We start from the raw sequence: 18,523 nt of genomic DNA, 5'->3' as shown, positions 1-18,523 counted from the left end.
TTAACCCTTATTTAAATTCACAGAAATGAGCACAGAAACATTAGATAAAGCAAAATCAAATCTTCCGGTAAGAGGATTTTTAAAAATAGATAATCTCGTTATTCCTCAGGGTGAAGAATTGGTAAAAGCCATTCTGGAACTGAAGAAAGAAAAAAATGCCGTAATCCTGGCCCATTATTATCAGCCTGCAGAAATTCAGGATATTGCTGATTTTCTTGGAGATTCCCTTCAGTTGGCGAGACAGGCAAAAGATACCGATGCAGACATGATCGCCTTTTGCGGGGTACATTTTATGGCGGAAGCAGCGAAGATTCTTAATCCGACTAAAAAAGTAGTTTTGCCTGATACACAGGCCGGCTGTTCGCTTGCAGACGGCTGCAGCGGTGAAGGTTTGCGCGCGATGCGGGAAAAACATCCAAATGCTTTAATCGCCACTTACATCAACTGTAACGCGGAAACCAAGGCTGAATCTGATATTATCGTAACGAGCTCCAACGCGGAAACTATTATCGAAGCCTTGCCGAAAGACCGCCCTATCATTTTCGCTCCGGATAAAAACCTCGGCGCCTATCTCGCGAAGAAAACCGGACGCGACATGATTCTGTGGGACGGAAGCTGTATCGTTCACGAAGCTTTTTCCATGGAAAGAATTGCGAAACAACTCGCAGAAAATCCGGATGCAAAATTAATTGCACATCCTGAAAGCGAATCAGCGGTTCTCGATCTGGCGCATTTCATCGGCTCCACTTCTGCGTTGTTAAATTATGTGGAAAAAGACGAATGCCAGAAATTCATCGTAGCGACCGAAGAAGGAATTCTGCACGAAATGAGAAAACGTGCTCCGCATAAAGAATTGATACCGGCCCTGGTTTTTGATGAAAGCTGCAACTGTTCCGAATGTTTTTATATGAAGAGAAACACGATGGAAAAACTTTATCTGTGCATGAAATACGAACTTCCGGAAATTTTAATCGATGAAGAACTCCGTTTAAAAGCGCTGAAACCGATTGAAGCCATGCTGGAACTGAGTAAAACAATAAAATGATTTGATGATGCGGTGATGTGGTAATTGGGCAATCAATCAGAAACCTGCAGCTAAAAATAAAATAAGAATGACCTCCAAAATAATTTTCGAAAACCTGAAGATCTACGCTTACCACGGCGTTCTTCCCGAAGAAACCATCATCGGAACTTACTTTATTCTGAATATTGAAATTCATGCAGATCTGTGGAAAGCCACCGAAACGGATCATCTGGAGGACACCATCAATTATGCGGAAATCAATGCAATTGTTCATGAGGAAATGAAAATCCCTTCAAAACTGATGGAACATGCCGCAGGAAGAATGATGACAAAAATTAAAAACACCTTTCCGGAGATCACTTTCATCTCTGTAAAAATGACCAAAACCAGCCCGCCGATGCAGGGGGAAATGGATGGGGTAAGTGTTTATTTTGAAAAGAAATTCTGAAACAGATAAAAATTAATTTGAAAGAATATCAATTGGAGCGGGCTAAAGCCCGCTTTTTTTTGTCACCGTACGATAGCTTCCACCGTATTATATCGCAAATATTTTCATTAGATTTGTGGCAGAAGTTTCATTTTAAATCAAAAACACTGAAAAGTTATATCCAACAATGAAGTATATTATTCTTTCATTAATGTCTGCTTTGCTTTTAAGTATTTCCTGGCCAACTTACGGAATTCCTTTTTTTATATTTTTTGCCCTGGTTCCGTTGCTGATGATGGAACACGAAATCTCCAAATTTTCGAAGATTAAAAACAAAGGAAGTCTGATTTTTGCCCTTTCCTACACCTGTTTTATCATCTGGAATATTGTCACCACAGGATGGCTTTACGGAGCCAAAAATCCCGACGGATCTCATTCCTTATTCGCCGTTGTGATTCCCGTTCTTCTCAACTCGCTGTTTTACGCATTTATTTTTCAGCTCTACCACTGGTACAAAAACGCGCAGGGAACCTATTGGGGACTTACATTTTTTGTTGCCATATGGATGTGTTTCGAGAAGTTCCATATGAGCTGGGAACTTACGTGGCCCTGGCTCAATCTGGGAAATGTTTTCGCAGACTATCCTAAAATCATTCAGTGGTATGATACCCTGGGTGCAACCGGCGGAAGTTTCTGGATTTTACTCATCAATGTTTATATCTTCTATACACTAAGGATCTGGGAAGCGGGCAGGAAAAGAAAGTCCTTAATCATCAATTCGTCGGTTTTAGTAATCGCAATTGTGGTTCCGATGCTGATCTCTCTGGTGAAGTACAGTAATTTTGATGAAAAACCAATCGGATCTGTGAATGTACTGATGCTGCAGCCGGAACTAGATCCCTACACCGAAAAATATTCAAAAGACAGTTTAACGATTCTGAATGACCTGCTAACGTTGGCTGAAGTCAATTCAAAAGGGAAGATCGATTATTATATCGGTCCGGAAACTTCAATACCGGGATATGGCTCAATTTCGGAAAACGGTTTTGAACAAAGTATACTTTTGAATACCGTAAAAGATTTTCTCACCAAACATCCTAAATCGGTTTTCGCGACAGGCATTTCCTCTCACCGCTTTTATGCGGATGAAAGTGAAAAATCGGAAACTGCTTACCAAACGCCGCAGGGAGTGTATGTAGACAGTTACAATTCTGCAGTTCAGATTATCCCGAACCAGAAAGTGGAAGTATATCACAAAGGAAAACTTGTTCCCGGAGTAGAAATCTTCCCATACATCAACGTACTGAAACCGCTTTTAGGCGATGCCATGCTGAATCTTGGCGGAACTACTGCGTCTTTGGGCGTTGATAAAAAAAGAACTGCTTTCGGCAACCCTTATAATCCGGGTAAACTGGCTCCGATCATTTGCTATGAAAGCATCTATGGCGAATTCGTTACTGATTATGTGAAAGAGGGCGCCAATTTCTTAGCCATTATGACGAATGATTCCTGGTGGGGTGTTACGCAGGGTCACCAGCAGCTTATGGCTTATGCAAGACTCCGTGCAATCGAAACCCGCCGCGAAATTGCAAGAGCAGCCAACAGCGGAATTTCTGCACACATCAATGCCAGAGGCGATGTCACAGCGGATACACTTTACGGTGATAAAACTGCGCTTTATGCAAAAGTTAACCTTTACGACGGCATGACATTTTATACCAGAGCCGGCGATTTATTGTCACGGATTTCTGTATTTATCCTGGGTTTTCTGGTGGTGTATACACTGATTAAGAAATTTCAGAACAGGAAGAAGAAAGGTTAATGGTTAATGGTTAATGGTTAATGGTTGATGGTTAGTGGTTAGTGGTTAGTGATTAGTGATTAACGGTTAACGGTTGCTTACCCTGAACTTTGAGCATTTTTTTTGGAACATAGTTTTGGAAGCATATAATTCAGTGAAAATTTATTCAAATATTACGTATTAATCTGCGCCATCTGTAAAATCTGCAAGATCCTTCTACTTGCTTTTCTTGTGATTGTAATGATTCATCAGAATCCGTATTTCGTTGAATTCAAAATCATTGGGCAGTACTTTTTTCCAGTCGGATAAGGTTTCGTGTGGAATGTTTTTTTTGAATTCTTTCTCAAAGGTTTTAATCTTTTCCTTATCGAAAACCCTCGTTAAATCAAGTAATCCCTGCTCTGCGAATTTAGCAAGATGCCCGTAAATGGTTTCGGTTACCAACCCGCGGTCTCTTGCGATTTCGGGAATTGTCCTGCCCTCCTCAAAAAGCTGAAACGTAAGAACATGCGACGGAACTTTGGAGATTTTCGTGGTTACTTTTACATCATTTTCTGTGTCGAAAAGTTTGGTTTCCAGCAGATAGAGGTCTTTCAGATCATTCAGATAATCTTCCAGATCATCGAGAAAAACCCTGAAATCTTCGTTATACTGTTTAAGTCCTTTCACCCCTTTACTTTCAGCATAAAAATCTTTCAGCGGACTGAATATTTTGGCATTCACATGCGTAAAAAAGAAATTAACGGCACCTCTGGCTTTGCTTTCAATCTCGCTCCACTCCTCATCTCCATTAATGAATTTGCGGGTTTTCTGCTGAATAATTTTTTCGAACTTTTCGTAAATGGCGTTAAATTTTTCAGCTTCCGGTTTTATACCTTGATACAGGAATTTCACTTTTTCCTTATCCAGTATCTTGGCATTTGATGCAGTATTGTGCCACTGCATCAGCGCTGTTGACATCCATTTACAGTCCAGGCGGTTGATGATTTTGCGGATGCTGTAATCGTACTTTTCGGTGTTCAGAATTTCTTCGATGCGGTTGTTTGCATGAGTCTCATCCTGAAATTTCGACACTCTTTTATCTGAAAAAATAACTTCCGGAGTAATTTTAGATTTTAAAACAATGCCTTCAAGCGTGCGGCAGCGGGAAAGTGCCACGTAAACCTGCCCGGAGGCAAATGATTTACCCGCATCAATAATGAGGCGGTCAAATGTTAAACCCTGGGATTTATGAATGGTAACTGCCCATGCCAGGCGAATCGGGTACTGTTTAAAACTTCCCAAAACCTCTTCCTGGATGCTTTTGTCTTCGCCGAGAGAATACCGTTTCTGTTCCCAGGTCTCTTTTTTCAGTTTGTAGATTTCGTCTTCACCGTCGATAATGACACTGATTTCCTTTTCATCAACATCAACAATTTCAGCCAGTTTACCGTTAAAATATCTTTTCTCACCGCTTGCATCGTTGCGGATAAACATAATCTGAGCGCCCACTTTGAGTTCCAGAACCTCATCGTTAGGATACTGGTTTTCATTAAAATTACCAATGATTTCAGCATCATACAAACGTGCTTTTCCGGGAAGTACTGCCAGTTTTTTCCGGTTGATTTCATCGGCCATTTTGTTGTGAGAAGTCAGATAAACATAAGGCTCATCTGAAGGCTCAAAATCGGGCTGGTATCTTTCATTAAGGGTATCGAAATCGATATCCCGGATTTCTCCGTCTCTGATTTCGTTCAGAATTTCAAGAAATTTTTCATCTTTCTGCCTGTAAACGGTGGTAAGTTCCAGTGTAATTAACGGGAGTTCCTTCAGCGCGTAACTGTCGAAGAAAAAAGGAGACTGATAGTACTGCTTGAGGACATATTCGTCTCGCACAACCGGTGGAAGCTGATACAAATCCCCGATAAAAAGCATCTGAACTCCACCAAATTTCTGCTGGTTTCTGCGGACATGCCGAAGAGAAAAATCCATCATGTCCAAAACATCTGCCCTTAACATCGAAACCTCATCAATGATGATGATTTCAATTTCGCGAAGCAGTTTCAGTTTGTCTTTGCGGTATTTGAAATGATGCATGAGGTCAGCAATATTATTCGCCATATTACTGTCTACCCGATCGGTTGTGGGCAGAAATGTCCTCAAAGGAAGCCCAAACATCGAATGAATCGTTACCCCGCCGGCATTAATTGCCGCAATTCCGGTAGGAGCAACCACGATATGCTTCTTGCGGGTTTTGCGCACGAAATCATTTAGAAAAGTAGTTTTTCCCGTGCCGGCTTTTCCGGTGAGAAAAATACTGCGGTTGGTGTGTTCGGCCAAACTGAAGAGGGATTCATTCATCGGTCAAATTTAAAGAAAATGATTAATTTCCGGGGTACATTCCTTGGTGATAATTTTTTTAAAGGAAATTAAGATGAAAATTGGTGCAGTTCATAAAAAGGCAATATTTTTGTTGCGACCTAGAAAACTCACAATGAAAAATCTGTTCATCCTTGCGCTTGCCGCGCTCTCTCTCACCTCCTGTAAAAGCAAAAAAGCAGTTGATACTGAAACCTTACCAAAAGACATTTCACTGAAACCGGAAAACAATCTTTCGCAGCAGGATGACCGCGAAGACCTTACAAGAATCATCAGAGAAATAGACGCGTTAATTGCCACAGAACCATGCACAGATTCTTCCGAATGGAAATTCGCTGCAATTGGCGCAAAACCCTGCGGCGGGCCAAGCTCTTATATAGCGTATCCTGTGAAACTGGAAGATGAAATCCTTCCGCGTATTGAACATTTCACCGCGATGCAGACTGCTTTCAACAAAAAATACAATTTAATGTCTGATTGTGCTATGGTCATGCCACCAAACGGAATCCGTTGCGAAGATGGGAAAGCAATACTGGTAAGCGGCAATTCTGAAGAGTCTGCCATTCAATAATCAGCCGACACTTTGGTTGCTGTCGGTTTTATGCATGGCATCTTTAAGCAGTTTAGCTGCGCTCCATTTTGCGTGCCGCGAAGGTTTAATAGTGTGATTCATTTTATACGCATAAACTTTGGTGAATTCAGCACCGAAAAATACAATCTGGCAGGAGTAATTTACCCACATCATCAGAAGGATGATGGTTCCGGCAGTTCCGAACACTGAAGTCGGCTTGGAGATTTCGAAATAATAACCGAGTAAGAATTTTCCGATGTTAAATAATAGTGCAGTAACGAATGCGCCCATCCATACGGACCGCCAGGAAATTTCCACATCAGGCAAAACTTTAAACATCAGTGCAAACAACACCATCACCACCAAAAAGCTGACGACAAAATTGAGGACCTGAACGAGGACAAAAGTTTCCAGACCGAAATGCCGTGTAATCCATTCGTTGGCGAGGCCAAGAACCGAGGACAGGATAAGACTGGTTAAGAGCAGGAAAGAAATTATAAGAATCATTCCGAAGGAATTGGCGCGGTCTAAAATGTATTTCCGCCACGCTTTTTTAGGAGCGGCTTCTACATCCCACATGGTATTGAGGCTGCGCTGCATCTCGAAAAACAAGGTAGTTGCACCAAAAATCAGAGTCAGAATCCCGAATATTTTCATCAGGATATTTTGGTTGTCCCAAACCGCACTTACAATCATACTTTGAAGACTGTCGGCGATTTCTTTGCCTGCAATTCCGCTTGCCTGTGCAGTTACCTGCCCGCGAACGGCTTCGTCGCCAAAAAAGAGACCGGCCACCCAGATGACGATAATCAGCAATCCCGGAAGAGAAAAAATTGCATAATAGGCAAGGCTGGCAGAATCTCTTGATGCACTGCCGCCATTCCATTCGTTAAATGTTTCTTTAAGAAGTTCCCAGGTGAGTTTGAGGTATTTCATAACGAAATTTTAAGGTATAAATATTCGCTTCGTCTTAAACCCAGGTTACAGGTCATTCAGAAATGAATATTCTTTTGACTAACTTCAAATTTCGTTCCTACTTGATTTTTTCAGATTTACTCTTCTTTATACCATCCGGAATATTTTACATAGTTATTGGCAATCCGGTTCACTTCACCTTCCAGTAATTCGGAAGAAATATCTTTGATTTTTCGCGCAGGTATTCCTCCCCACACTTCACCGGATTTTATATGCGTACCCTGAGTCACCACCGAGCCGGCACCCACAATGGAATTGCTTTCAACCAAACAGTCGTCCATAACAATCGCGCCCATACCAATAAGTACATTGTCATTAATCGTGCAGCCGTGAACAATCGCGTTATGACCAATAGAAACATTATTTCCGATGGAGAGGGGGAATTTCTCAAATGTACAGTGCAGCATCGCATTATCCTGAACATTTACTTTGTCGCCCATTTTTATAAAATGCACATCGCCGCGGATTACTGCGTTATACCAGATACTGCAGTCTTTGCCCATCGTAACATCGCCGATAACGGTCGCAGTTTCTGCCAGAAAAGTATTTTCGCCAATTTGTGGGGTTTTTCCCAGAAGTTCTTTTATTAAAGCCATTTTTAAATGTATCAGGTTATTGATATTTGATTTCTGCCGGATTGAAAATATCTAATTTCCGAATCCTGAAAGCCGGTTTATAATCCGTATTTTTGCCATTCAAATTTAATGAATTAAAATGAGACAAATTCTTATAGAGCCTACCGAAAATCCAAAAGTGATGAAGTTTGTTGCAGACTACAACCTGATTCCAGGATCTCTGGAGCTCGACCGAAACTCCGATATCTCAGAAATTCCGCTGGCACAGGAACTTTTCAATTATCCTTTTATCGAAAGGATTTTCATTACGGCCAATTTTATAGCAGTTGCTAAACAGGACAGTGTAGAATGGGAGTTTGTAACCGAAAGTCTGAAAAATATTGTTGAAGACCAACTCATTGCTAACCCAAGAATCTATCAGAAGAAAATACAGGACATTCCACTGGTTTTTGCAGAAATGACACCGAATCCTATGGTGATGAAATTCGTTTCGAATAAACCTTTATTAAACGGTTTTGTGGAAGTGAAATCCCGCGAAGAAGCTGCTGATGTTCCTTTGGCCCAAGCCATCTTTCATGAATATGATTTTGCAAAAGAAGTTTTTATTTCTGACAATTTCGTAGCAGTGACTAAAAATGTCTCTGTGGAATGGCATGAAGTAATGGTTGCCGTACGCACATTTATCTCAGAATATCTTCAGAATGACGGGAAAATCTCTAATCTTCCGCCCCAGAAACACGCCAATCCGGTTGAAAATCTCATCAACAGAGATTATACCGAAAACGAACAGAAAATTTCGGATATTCTGAATGAATATGTAGCACCAGCTGTAGAAGGCGATGGCGGAAAAATTTCACTAATTGAATATGACGAGAGCACCAAAACCGCAAAAATGCTGCTTCAGGGTGCATGTTCGGGCTGCCCAAGTTCTACCGCAACATTAAAAGGCGGCATTGAAAACCTCCTGAAACAGTTTGTACCGGAATTGGTAGAAAATGTGGAGGCAGTAAACGGATAAATTTTTATCATCAATGAGTAATGAGCGCAAGGCTATTACTCATTGCTTATTACGCATTACTTATTTTATGAAAGGAATTTTATTAGTCAATCTCGGGTCACCGAAATCAACGGATGTAAAAGACGTTAAAGAATACCTCGACGAGTTTTTAATGGATGAAAAGGTGATCGACTACCGCTGGTTTTTCCGGTCGCTACTGGTGCAGGGTATCATTCTGAACACCCGTCCTCCAAAATCTGCTGCGGCTTATAAAACTGTATGGACTCCCGAAGGCTCGCCTTTGATTGTTATTACCAAACAGATTCAGCAGAAATTACAGAAACTGGTTGACGTTCCTGTCGAAATTGGAATGCGATACGCAGAACCCAGCATTGAAAACGGAATCCGTAAACTTACCGAACAGGGCATTACTGAGATCGTGCTGTTCCCGCTCTACCCTCAATATGCGATGAGCACGACGGAGACGGTGGTTGATAAGGCAGAGGAAGTCCGAAAAAAGTTCTTTCAGGATATCAAAATCAATTACGTTCAGCCCTTTTACAACCGTGAGATCTACATCGACTGTTTAGCGGAAAGCATCCGTGAAAAACTCCCTGAAAATTTCGATGCGCTGCAGTTTTCTTACCATGGCGTTCCGGAAAGACATATCTATAAAACCGATCCAACAAAGACCTGCAATCTGAATGACTGCTGCTCGCGCGACCAGAATCCGAGTCATCAGTTCTGTTACCGCCACCAGTGTTTTAAGACAACGGAAATGGTGATTCAAAAATTAAATATTCCTAAAGAAAAAACCGTAGTGTCATTTCAGTCGCGTTTGGGAAATGACAAATGGATGGAGCCTTATACCGATGAAACTTTAGAAAATTTACCGAAAAAGGGCGTAAAAAATCTTGCGATTGTTTGTCCGGCCTTCGTTTCTGATTGTTTGGAAACTTTAGAGGAAATTTCAGTTGAAGGTAAAGAAGAATTTATTCACGCCGGCGGCGAAAATTTCCACTACATCCCGTGTCTTAATGATGAAGACCGTTGGATTGAGGTGGTAAAAACACTTTGTGAAGAGAAACTTGGGGAGTTTTATCTAGTTTAGATTCTCTTTATTTTTTCTTAACTTTGAGTCAATGAATATTACTGTTGAGCAAATTACAGATCGGCTGAAGTCGCTACCCGCAAATTTTCTAGAAAGAATTTGGGGGTATATCGATGGCTTAACTGAAGAAGAAGATCCAATTTCTATTCCCGATTGGCAGAAAACAATTGTCGCTGAAAGATTGAATGAATACAGAAAGAACCCTGATTCAGCTATTGATATGGACGATGTCTTCAAAGAAACTGAAAAGGATGTGGAGTGAAAATTAAATTCACACGTGAAGCGCAATTTGATTTTCGGGAATCCGTAAAGTTTTATGAAATCCGGCAGAAAGGTCTTGGTGAAAAATTTTCAGAGGCTGTAAAAAATACACTCTATTTTATTGGAGAAAATCCACTAGGTTCTGAAGTAAAGTATTTAGAGGTAAGGGTTACGACTGTTAAAAAATTCCCGTTTACGATTCATTATTCCATTGAAAACGGCGTCATTATAATTTTCGCAGTATTTCATAATTCACGAAGTCCCCGGCAAAAAGACATCACTTAACCATTAGCCCCGATAGTAGCGGCATCCTTTTGTGATGAGGAACGAAGAGCAAAAGATACAGCGGATAGCGGGAAAAAGCTCCTGAAAAAAATTACCGGACAGGCGCGCGGAACTCGCCATAGCCGATCAATCCATCGTAATTTCTGCCAAAAGGTTTGTAATAAAGATAAGCCTGATAAAGATTTTCGGTCTGCCAGAAACTGCCGTTGATTTCGCCGAAATTCATACTTCCGTCCGCGTTTTTTGTGGCTAAAATATAATTGTAAAAACCCTGTTTCAGGTAAATCTTTGCGATATATTTCTTTGCGGCCTCATCGTAGAACATCTGGTTTTCGTTGGTAGGAATAAAGTCGTTAAAACCTCCCAATATATAAATTTCCTTATCTGTCTTCTGTGAATCCAGCGCGAAATAAACCCAGGAATAGTCGCCTTCTTTATCACCGACACGTTCAATTCCCAAATCATTACGGCGGAAATAAAACGCACCGTTTACGTCCGGCTGATACTGGTAATTCAGCGGAAAAGCCCAAACGGGATAGAGATAAGTGTAATTAATTCCTTCCACCGTTTCCGCGCCGGCTACCATATCGAACGCATGATTCATATTCTTGTTGTCGAAATAATAAAATTCATTATTCCCCGGAAAGCTTAAATTCATCTGCTGGAACAGAATTTTATTTCCCAGAGTTGAACTTGGCCGCTGGTTATACACCCCGGTGTTCCAGTTGTTGTTCTGAATGACATTTAAACTTACAGAATTGATGTTCTGCGAAAGTGTGGTATTATTTCCGATCGCCTGCACCTCAACGCGCTGGTTAATCTGTGGTCTGCGCGCATCTGAAGTCCGGCTGATATTCAAACCTACATTTGCGCCGTCTTCAACAACCGAAAATCTTTTGGTGAAAAGCGGTCTGCTCTGGGAATCTTTATAAACGATGATTTCAAAATTGCCTGAAATCTTAGGCCTGATTTTATCATTCGGAAACGCCAAAGTATAATTGGTATAAGGCTGTAAAGTATTGAAGGAATACTGAAACTGATCAATGAGTCCGTTTAGGCTTCCATTGGCGTATTCGGTAAAGAAAAGCCCGTCATCCTGCCAGTTTCTGTCGTAATGTTTCAGCGTATAGCGGTAGATCGTGCTTGAATTTGAAAGGTCGTCAAATTTAAGAATCAGCTGCTCATTGAATCCAATTACCGGCGTCTGGTCGTTGGTCTGCGGATTAAAAAGCTGAATGCTTCGAATATCCTGCGCAGAAACAGATGAACTAAGGACAATTAAAAAAAAGTATAAAAATTTCATTCCTACGAAGTTAACGAAAAATGCGCTAATTTGTTGTACGCAGTTCGCGAGGTTCTATGCAAAACCGTATTTTTGAGGCTAAATTAAATTCAAATGTTACAGATAAAATCATTCGCTTTTAATCCGTTTTCGGAAAATACATATATCGTTTTTAATGACACTAAAAACGCGTTCATCATCGATCCGGGAAATTTCAGCGATTCGGAAACCGCAATGCTTGAGAAATTTATTCATGATCAGGATTTAAAAGTCCGGAATATTCTTCTTACCCACGCACACATCGACCATGTTCTGGGTTTACAGAAAGCCTATGATCTATATAAAGTTCCGGTTATTCTTCATGAACTGGAAAAAGAAATGCTCGAGAGAAATCCTATGGATGCAAACCGTTTCGGGTTTTTCTTCAAGCCATTTGAAGGTGAGACTGAATTTATCAGCGAAAATGAAATTTTGAAACTGGATAATGATGAGTTGCGAATTCTGCACGTTCCGGGACACTCGCCGGGACATATCGCTTTTCATAACGAAACGCAGAAGTTTATTATTTCCGGCGATGTTTTATTTGAAGGCAGTATCGGAAGAACCGATTTATACAAAGGAAATCATGAACAGTTGATTGAAAGTATCAAAACGAAACTTTTCGTTCTTGATGAGGAAACCAAAGTGTACAATGGCCACGGAAACCCTACGACGGTTGGATTCGAGAAGAATCACAATCCTTTTTTCTAAGTAATAACATAAAATTAAAAAGAGCCAGGTCTATTAACACTTGGCTCTTTTATTTTATACCTTGCTTACTAAGCTTTCCACTTAATATTACAGCCCATACTCGGTCTTTGGAATTCTTCCTGAGGCTCCCCGGCAAGAAGGTTTTCGAAGGCGATAATCAAATCTTCGCCGGTAATTTCCTTCTGGTTTCCCGGTCTGGAATCATCCATCTGGCCGCGGTAAATTAAATCCAGTTTTTCATCAAAGAAATAAAAATCAGGGGTACATGCGGCGTCATAAGCTTTTGCAATTGCCTGGCTTTCGTCAAAGAGGTAAGGGAACTCGAATTTTCTTTCTACCTGAAATTCCACCATTTTTTCCGGTGAGTCGGCAGGATATTTTTCCACATCATTAGCGTTGATGGCGATAAATTCGATTCCTTTATCACTGTAATCCTCATAAAGTTCCGCCAGTTTATCGATAATGTGCAGAACGAACGGGCAATGGTTGCACATGAAGATTACCAAAGTTCCTTTTTCACCTTTCAGTTCTTCAAGCGACTGAATTTCGTTGCTGTGCGATGGATTCGGAAGTTCGAAAAAAGGAGCTTTCGTTCCAAGCTCTAGCATATTTGAAGGAGTATTTGCCATTTTAACTGTTTTTTGGTTCGATGTTTAATTTACTGAGCAAAGATAAGGATTCCTGCACTGAGTTTTCATAGTTAACCCAATTGATATCGTTTTCTTTGCGGTACCAGGTCAACTGTCTTTTTGCAAATCTTCGGGAGTTTTTTTTGATTTCTTCGATGGCAAATTCTATACTCCATTCTTTATCAAAAAACCTGAAAAGTTCGGAATACCCCACAGTACGGAGTGAAATAAGGTTTCTGAAGGGAAGCAGCGACTTTACCTCATCAACCAAACCTTCTTCCAGCATTTTATCCACCCGTAGGTTTATTCTGTTATAGATGATTTCACGCGGTGCTTCAATCCCAATTCTGATGACTTCGAAATCCCTTTTTTTTATCTGCACAGCAATGTTCTCAGTATAGGTTTTACCGGTCTGCCAGATGATGTCGATCGCTCTGAACAGTCTTCTCGGATTATCTTGATCTACGGTATTAAAATATTCCGGATCCAGGTTTTCCAGAATTTCCTGAAGTGCTTCTATGCCCTCTTCGCGGAATAATTTTTCCAATTTCTTCTGATTTTCTTCATTAGCCTCGGGAAGGTCGTTAAGTCCTTCGATAACCGCTTTTTCATACATCATACTTCCGCCGACCAAAACTACGATATCATGGCTGAGGAATAATTCTTCGATTTTCTGAACTGCATCTTTTTCAAACTGTCCGATGGAATAATAATCTTCCACGGACAGATTTGCAATAAAATGATGGGGAACTTCGGCTAATTCTGCGGCTGAAGGAGTTGCAGTTCCAATTTTCATCTCTCTGAAGAACTGGCGCGAATCGCAGGAAATAATTTCGGTCCCGAAATGTTTTGCGAGTTCGATGGCGAGTTTTGTTTTGCCGATTCCGGTAGTTCCGATAATGGAAATGAGTTTTTTCACGGCGCTAATTTCCTGAATTTTTCTGAATAAATCCCAACGTGATATCTCCGGAGAAAAACAGACTGATTTTATAGCCGCGATTGGAGTGGAAATCCTTATAATTTTCGGGCGGCGGCGAAGCCGCCGCCCGAAAATTATAAGATTGAAGCTCATAAAAAAAACGTTCAAAATCTTTGAACGGTAATCTTATGACTGTAAATCTTTTATTTAATGATTTCAGCTTCTACTACTTTATTATCCAATTTTTGAGAAGCTTCCCATGCTACGAACTTTTCAGCTTCAGCAATCAACATCGGAATTGCGAAGGCCAAAAGGGCCAAATCGTCGAAAACTCCGATAACCGGGAGCCAATCCGGAATAATATCAAGCGGAGAAATTAAATACAGTAAAACCAATCCTGGAAGTATTACGTTTTTGAATTCGGGTTTGTAACCGCCTTTTCCCATGATCGATTTAATCATTCTTGCGATTACAGGGATTTTCTGAATAAATCCTTTGTGTTTGAAAGCTTCTTTAGCTAGTGCAATTTTTGATAGTTTCATTATTGTGTTTCGATTTTAAAACGCGGTAAATTTCACAAATTTTATACCAATAAATACTAATTTTAGTTAAAGTTATTGGGTTACATTATCGATGAAATCATTGACAGATTTACTGTTCCAATCCTTTGAGGCATCTTCTTTCAAAAGAATTCTCCCGTTTTTATCGAGCAGAAAAGTCGTCGGGAAGGCTTTGGGTAAGATATTCTTGGAAACCGGGCTCTGCGCGATATAAACCGGTGCAGTATAGCCTTTTTCTTTCATGAATTTAATAACATCCTCTTCCTTATCCTGCATCGCGATCAGTACGAAATCGATTTTATCTTTTCTGGCTTCATAAAGATCCTGAATTGTAGGCCACTCCTCACGGCAAGGCGCACACCAGGTACCCCAGAAATTAAGAAAAACAAGTTTGTTTCCTTTCAGGTTTTTGAGATTGGTACTTGGTACATTGATTCCTTTCAGCTGTACATCGTAATCAGAATCCTGAAGAGTCACGGCGCTTTCAATGGCCGCAACCGGCAGAAAAAGCTCTCTGAGTTTCGTCTGCAAAGAAGGGAACAGAAAAATCACCGCCACAAAGGCAACGGCAATTAAATATAATGCATTCTTCTTAAAAAAAGTCATATTAAATTAAGTTTATAATTTCTTCAATCGCGTCTGCGCCGCGGTTTTTAGCATAATAGACCTGCAAATCGTTATAAAATTCTTCACGTGGATAAGCGACTTCATCTGCCTTGAATTTTTTCAGCAGCTGCGTTCCGAATTCGGGTCTTGGTCCCCACACATCCTTCACTGTTAAATCTTCGTTAAGAATCAAAACTTTTGGAATCGACTGGGTTCCGTCAGTTAAATACTGGTCGATTAATGAAGTATCACTGTCTCTCAGGAAAATCTTGACTTCGCTACCTGCCGCCTCAAAAAATTTAGAAACTGCAGGAACGGTTGCACTAGCATCGCCGCACCACGGTTCCGAAATGATCAGTATTTTTCCTGCGAAATTCTTAGCCTTCAGCTTTTCAAGCGTATCAGGATTTACTTTAAAAGTTTTGAGTGTGCGGTCCATCCTCTGCAAACCCAATTCATAATATTCATTTTTATCATCTCCATCTACGGGATTTTCAACTCTGTCTTTGGCTACTGCCATATACGCGTCGAAACTCACTGCATTTTCCCAATACTTTTCCATATTTTAAAATTGAAATTTTATAAATTTATTATTGAACTTAAATTCTTCGTATTTTATTAATCAAAAACAAGTCGGCGATAACGAATGCTGCCAGATTTTCTACAATTGGCACCGCTCTTGGCAAGACGCAGGGATCATGCCTTCCTTTTCCCTCAACCGTAATTGCATTTCCGTCTTTGTCTACACTTTCCTGAGGCCGCAGAATCGTGGCTACGGGCTTGAAAGCTACTCTGAAATACACATCCATTCCATTACTAATTCCACCCTGAATGCCACCGGAAAGGTTGGTTTTGGTAGAAAAATCTTCGTTGAAAAGGTCGTTGTGATCTTTGCCCGTCATTTTTGCCCCGCAGAATCCGCTGCCATATTCAAAACCTTTACAGGCATTGATGTTGAGCATGGCTTTCGCCAATTCCGCCTGAAGTTTGCCGAAAACAGGTTCTCCGATTCCGACCGGCAGATTTCTGATGACACAGGTAATTGTCCCCCCAATGGTATTTCCTTCTTTCTTGATTTCTTTGATTTTTGAAATCATCTTTTCTGCAGTTTCTGCATCAGGACAGCGAACATCATTGGAATCAATCTGAGAGAAATCAAGATCCTGATAAGGTTTTTCACAGAAAATTTCGCCCACAGAGGAAACGTATGCCTGAATCTCAACTTCTTTCGGGAGGAGCTGTTTCGCTAAACTTCCGGCGACAACCCAGTTTACGGTTTCGCGCGCTGAAGATTTTCCGCCACCGCGATGATCACGGTTTCCAAATTTTTGGTCATAAGTGAAATCTGCATGGCTTGGCCGGTACGCGCCCGAAATATGATCGTAATCCTTTGATTTCTGATTTTCGTTTTCGATGGTAAAGCCGATTGGAGTTCCGGTGGTTTTTCCTTCGAAAATACCGGAAAGGAATTTTACCGTATCACTTTCTTTTCTTTGGGTGACAATAGCAGATTGCCCAGGTTTCCTGCGGTCGAGTTGATGCTGAACCTCATCTAAATCTACCTGCAGACCTGCCGGAAAATTATTGATGATGCCACCATACGCAACGCCGTGACTTTCGCCAAAGGTGGAAAGTGTGAGAAAATTTCCTAAATCGAACATATGACAAAGTTAATCAAAAGTTGTGAGGTAAACGAAGCCTAAAAATGCAATGCCAATGATTTCAGTCATGATTTTCAGCAGCCCAATCATCTAATATTTCCTGAATCTGAATTTTTTCTTCTTCTGAAATTTTGCGCCAGATAAAGCCTTCTTTTAAAGTCTTGCCTTTAAGCTGAGGAAAGATTCCGGCATCAAGATCTTCCTGAATAAACTGCGGCGAAATTGCGGGGAGCGGGGTATCAAAACTGAATGGATAATCCTGTACTACATTAAACTTAAGATTTCCGACCTGATAAGATTTAAATTTATTCAGTTCAAAATAAGAAGGTTTATACCATTGATTTTTACTGAAACCTGTCATAAAATTCCCCAGTTTAAAACCTGGAAATACTTTAGTCATTAAAACTGGAAATGACAGCAGCAGGGCGACAGCAAGAGAGAGGACTCCGAACATAGCAATACACCGTTTCTGTGTAAATGTTTCATAAAAAATGATATAAAATATCACGAAAAATACATCGAGGAAAAACCTGTATTGCGCGGAAAACATGAGAACCAGAAAAGTTTTAAACATAATTGCCGTGAACAGCAGCCAAATTACTTTTGATTTCTGCCGGACTGCGAAAACTAAAAAAAACAATAAACTAATTATAAAAAAAAGATGAATTTTGCCTTTAATCCCATCAAGAAACAGCCAGTTTTTTAGGTAATCAAGTGATGAAAATTTTGCAATCTCAGCAGTTGTAAACTGCATGTCATATGTTTTCTGAATCGCCATTTCGGAAGAATTCCGCAGCAACTCCACATTTGGTTTCCAAGACCAATCAAGATCAATGACCTGTACCGGAAAAACGGGATAACCAAATACCCAGATACTTTTAAATAAGAATAAAAGAAGCAGGACAATTCCCGGCAATAATGCTTTAACCCCAGATTTTAAAATAAAGATAATGTGAAGACCCACAAACAAGGGTAACCACAACATGGTAGGTTTAATGGCAAAAACCAGCACCGAAAAAGTGAATAACAGTCCGTAATTTTTATTTTTCAGCAAAACTTCGTTAAGAATGATCAACGAAAGCACAATGGCCGGAAGATCGGGACTTGGCGACTGGATAAAGAAATACAGAACAGGAAAAAATATAAGATGAGTCCAGGTTTTTTTCTCATAAACATAGATCAGATAAGTGATCATCATGAAAAGATTGATCCGCAGGAATGGATCTGAAAAATGCGAAAATCCCGCCTGCAGAATGTGCCAAACCGACATCTGACCCAGAAGCAAATCCAGATTCGATATTCCGCGAACGAGACCTAATTCAGCAACCCATTTTACAGTAGGAACAAAATAACCGAAATGATCAAGAATAAAAGGGTAACCAGCTGCAAAGAAAATGGTGATCAACGCAATTACACTGAATGACAAACCCTTATCCGAAAAGAAATCCCAAAATTTAACGTAAGACCGGTAATGGAAAAAAGCAATTAAACCTACTGCTACTGTTGACAATTCCACCGCGACACTGAGCGGGGCAAAAAAAGAGATTACAGTAAATATAAAAGAGACTGAAAGAAGTCCTGTAAGCAGTTTAGATGCTATACCGTTTGAGAGATTTCCGAAAGTTCTTTGAAAAATCTCCCCAAAGCCTGTAAGAACAGGCAGAAGAATGATTAGCATGAAGAAGAGGTACAGCATAAAAAAAGATTGCTTAAAAATAAGCAATCTTTTCT

At 40.4% G+C, this 18,523-nt stretch carries 20 protein-coding genes; 9 read left to right on the top strand and 11 right to left on the bottom strand.

Going from position 1 to position 18,523, the window contains the following annotated elements:
* Positions 1–25 precede the first annotated feature (25 nt).
* The 3 genes from nadA (at position 26) to lnt (ending at position 3,273) form a co-directional block, all read left to right on the top strand.
* Complete coding sequence (nadA, locus tag KTV93_RS08820; RefSeq protein WP_218248582.1) at positions 26–1,045, top strand: quinolinate synthase NadA; 1,020 nt, start codon at positions 26–28, stop codon at positions 1,043–1,045.
* A gap of 67 nt (positions 1,046–1,112) precedes the next feature.
* Positions 1,113–1,472 carry a dihydroneopterin aldolase gene (gene folB / locus KTV93_RS08815; RefSeq protein WP_218248581.1) on the top strand — a complete coding sequence of 120 codons (360 nt, stop codon included), beginning with the start codon at positions 1,113–1,115 and terminating at the stop codon, positions 1,470–1,472.
* Between the two features lie 166 nt (positions 1,473–1,638).
* On the top strand, positions 1,639–3,273 hold the full coding sequence (lnt, locus tag KTV93_RS08810; RefSeq protein WP_218248580.1) for an apolipoprotein N-acyltransferase: 1,635 nt from the start codon (positions 1,639–1,641) through the stop codon (positions 3,271–3,273).
* A 195-nt stretch (positions 3,274–3,468) separates the two neighbouring features.
* On the opposite strand, the gene KTV93_RS08805 is transcribed toward lnt, so the two are convergent.
* A complete protein-coding gene (locus KTV93_RS08805) occupies positions 3,469–5,592 on the bottom strand; it encodes a helix-turn-helix domain-containing protein (protein WP_218248579.1) in 2,124 nt (707 codons plus the stop codon).
* Positions 5,593–5,725: 133 nt separating this feature from the next.
* Here KTV93_RS08805 and KTV93_RS08800 point away from each other — a divergent pair, with 133 nt between their 5' ends.
* Positions 5,726–6,181 carry a hypothetical protein gene (locus KTV93_RS08800; RefSeq protein ID WP_218248578.1) on the top strand — a complete coding sequence of 152 codons (456 nt, stop codon included), beginning with the start codon at positions 5,726–5,728 and terminating at the stop codon, positions 6,179–6,181.
* On the opposite strand, the gene KTV93_RS08795 is transcribed toward KTV93_RS08800, so the two are convergent.
* Together KTV93_RS08795 and KTV93_RS08790 are read right to left on the bottom strand one after the other, a co-directional pair.
* Positions 6,182–7,117 (bottom strand): YihY/virulence factor BrkB family protein, encoded by a 936-nt coding sequence (locus KTV93_RS08795; protein WP_218248577.1) that lies wholly within the window; start codon positions 7,115–7,117, stop codon positions 6,182–6,184. It lies immediately after the preceding gene.
* Between the two features lie 116 nt (positions 7,118–7,233).
* Positions 7,234–7,752 (bottom strand): gamma carbonic anhydrase family protein, encoded by a 519-nt coding sequence (locus KTV93_RS08790; protein ID WP_218248576.1) that lies wholly within the window; start codon positions 7,750–7,752, stop codon positions 7,234–7,236.
* A 118-nt stretch (positions 7,753–7,870) separates the two neighbouring features.
* On the opposite strand from KTV93_RS08790, the gene KTV93_RS08785 reads away from it, so the two are divergent.
* From KTV93_RS08785 to KTV93_RS08770, 4 genes are all read left to right on the top strand, one after another.
* Complete coding sequence (locus KTV93_RS08785) at positions 7,871–8,749, top strand: NifU family protein (protein WP_218248575.1); 879 nt, start codon at positions 7,871–7,873, stop codon at positions 8,747–8,749.
* A 67-nt stretch (positions 8,750–8,816) separates the two neighbouring features.
* Positions 8,817–9,839 (top strand): ferrochelatase, encoded by a 1,023-nt coding sequence (gene hemH / locus KTV93_RS08780; RefSeq protein WP_218248574.1) that lies wholly within the window; start codon positions 8,817–8,819, stop codon positions 9,837–9,839.
* Positions 9,840–9,870: 31 nt separating this feature from the next.
* On the top strand, positions 9,871–10,101 hold the full coding sequence (locus KTV93_RS08775; protein WP_218248573.1) for an addiction module protein: 231 nt from the start codon (positions 9,871–9,873) through the stop codon (positions 10,099–10,101).
* Positions 10,098–10,385 carry a type II toxin-antitoxin system RelE/ParE family toxin gene (locus KTV93_RS08770; RefSeq protein ID WP_218248572.1) on the top strand — a complete coding sequence of 96 codons (288 nt, stop codon included), beginning with the start codon at positions 10,098–10,100 and terminating at the stop codon, positions 10,383–10,385. The genes KTV93_RS08775 and KTV93_RS08770 overlap by 4 nt, the downstream gene beginning before the upstream one ends.
* A 91-nt stretch (positions 10,386–10,476) precedes the next feature.
* Here KTV93_RS08770 and KTV93_RS08765 read toward each other — a convergent pair whose 3' ends face one another.
* Positions 10,477–11,688: a type IX secretion system plug protein gene (locus tag KTV93_RS08765; protein ID WP_218248571.1), complete on the bottom strand. Its 1,212-nt coding sequence runs from the start codon at positions 11,686–11,688 to the stop codon at positions 10,477–10,479.
* A 93-nt stretch (positions 11,689–11,781) separates the two neighbouring features.
* Between KTV93_RS08765 and KTV93_RS08760 the strand changes: the two genes are divergently transcribed.
* Positions 11,782–12,417, top strand: coding sequence for an MBL fold metallo-hydrolase (locus KTV93_RS08760; protein ID WP_218248570.1), 636 nt, complete (start codon positions 11,782–11,784; stop codon positions 12,415–12,417).
* Between the two features lie 68 nt (positions 12,418–12,485).
* Here the strand turns inward: KTV93_RS08760 and KTV93_RS08755 are convergent, their stop codons facing one another.
* The 7 genes from KTV93_RS08755 to KTV93_RS08725 form a co-directional block, all read right to left on the bottom strand.
* Positions 12,486–13,046 (bottom strand): thioredoxin family protein, encoded by a 561-nt coding sequence (locus KTV93_RS08755; protein WP_218248569.1) that lies wholly within the window; start codon positions 13,044–13,046, stop codon positions 12,486–12,488.
* A gap of 1 nt (position 13,047) precedes the next feature.
* The gene (gene miaA, locus KTV93_RS08750) at positions 13,048–13,965 is read right to left on the bottom strand and encodes a tRNA (adenosine(37)-N6)-dimethylallyltransferase MiaA (protein ID WP_230259139.1); all 918 of its coding nucleotides are present in this window, start codon (positions 13,963–13,965) and stop codon (positions 13,048–13,050) included.
* Between the two features lie 203 nt (positions 13,966–14,168).
* Positions 14,169–14,507: a YkvA family protein gene (locus tag KTV93_RS08745; protein ID WP_218248567.1), complete on the bottom strand. Its 339-nt coding sequence runs from the start codon at positions 14,505–14,507 to the stop codon at positions 14,169–14,171.
* Between the two features lie 72 nt (positions 14,508–14,579).
* Positions 14,580–15,131: a TlpA family protein disulfide reductase gene (locus KTV93_RS08740; RefSeq protein ID WP_218248566.1), complete on the bottom strand. Its 552-nt coding sequence runs from the start codon at positions 15,129–15,131 to the stop codon at positions 14,580–14,582.
* Between the two features lies 1 nt (position 15,132).
* Positions 15,133–15,693 (bottom strand): thioredoxin family protein, encoded by a 561-nt coding sequence (locus KTV93_RS08735; protein ID WP_218248565.1) that lies wholly within the window; start codon positions 15,691–15,693, stop codon positions 15,133–15,135.
* Positions 15,694–15,730: 37 nt separating this feature from the next.
* Positions 15,731–16,792: a chorismate synthase gene (gene aroC / locus KTV93_RS08730; protein WP_218248564.1), complete on the bottom strand. Its 1,062-nt coding sequence runs from the start codon at positions 16,790–16,792 to the stop codon at positions 15,731–15,733.
* A 61-nt stretch (positions 16,793–16,853) separates the two neighbouring features.
* Entirely contained in the window at positions 16,854–18,488 is a 1,635-nt protein-coding gene (locus KTV93_RS08725) for an LIC_10190 family membrane protein (protein ID WP_230259138.1), read from the bottom strand.
* Positions 18,489–18,523: the final 35 nt, after the last annotated feature.

The organism is Kaistella faecalis (genome assembly GCF_019195395.1).
Classification (GTDB): domain Bacteria; phylum Bacteroidota; class Bacteroidia; order Flavobacteriales; family Weeksellaceae; genus Kaistella; species Kaistella faecalis.
Note: the sequence above shows the minus strand (reverse complement) of the source record. Positions and strands in the feature narration are given on the sequence as shown.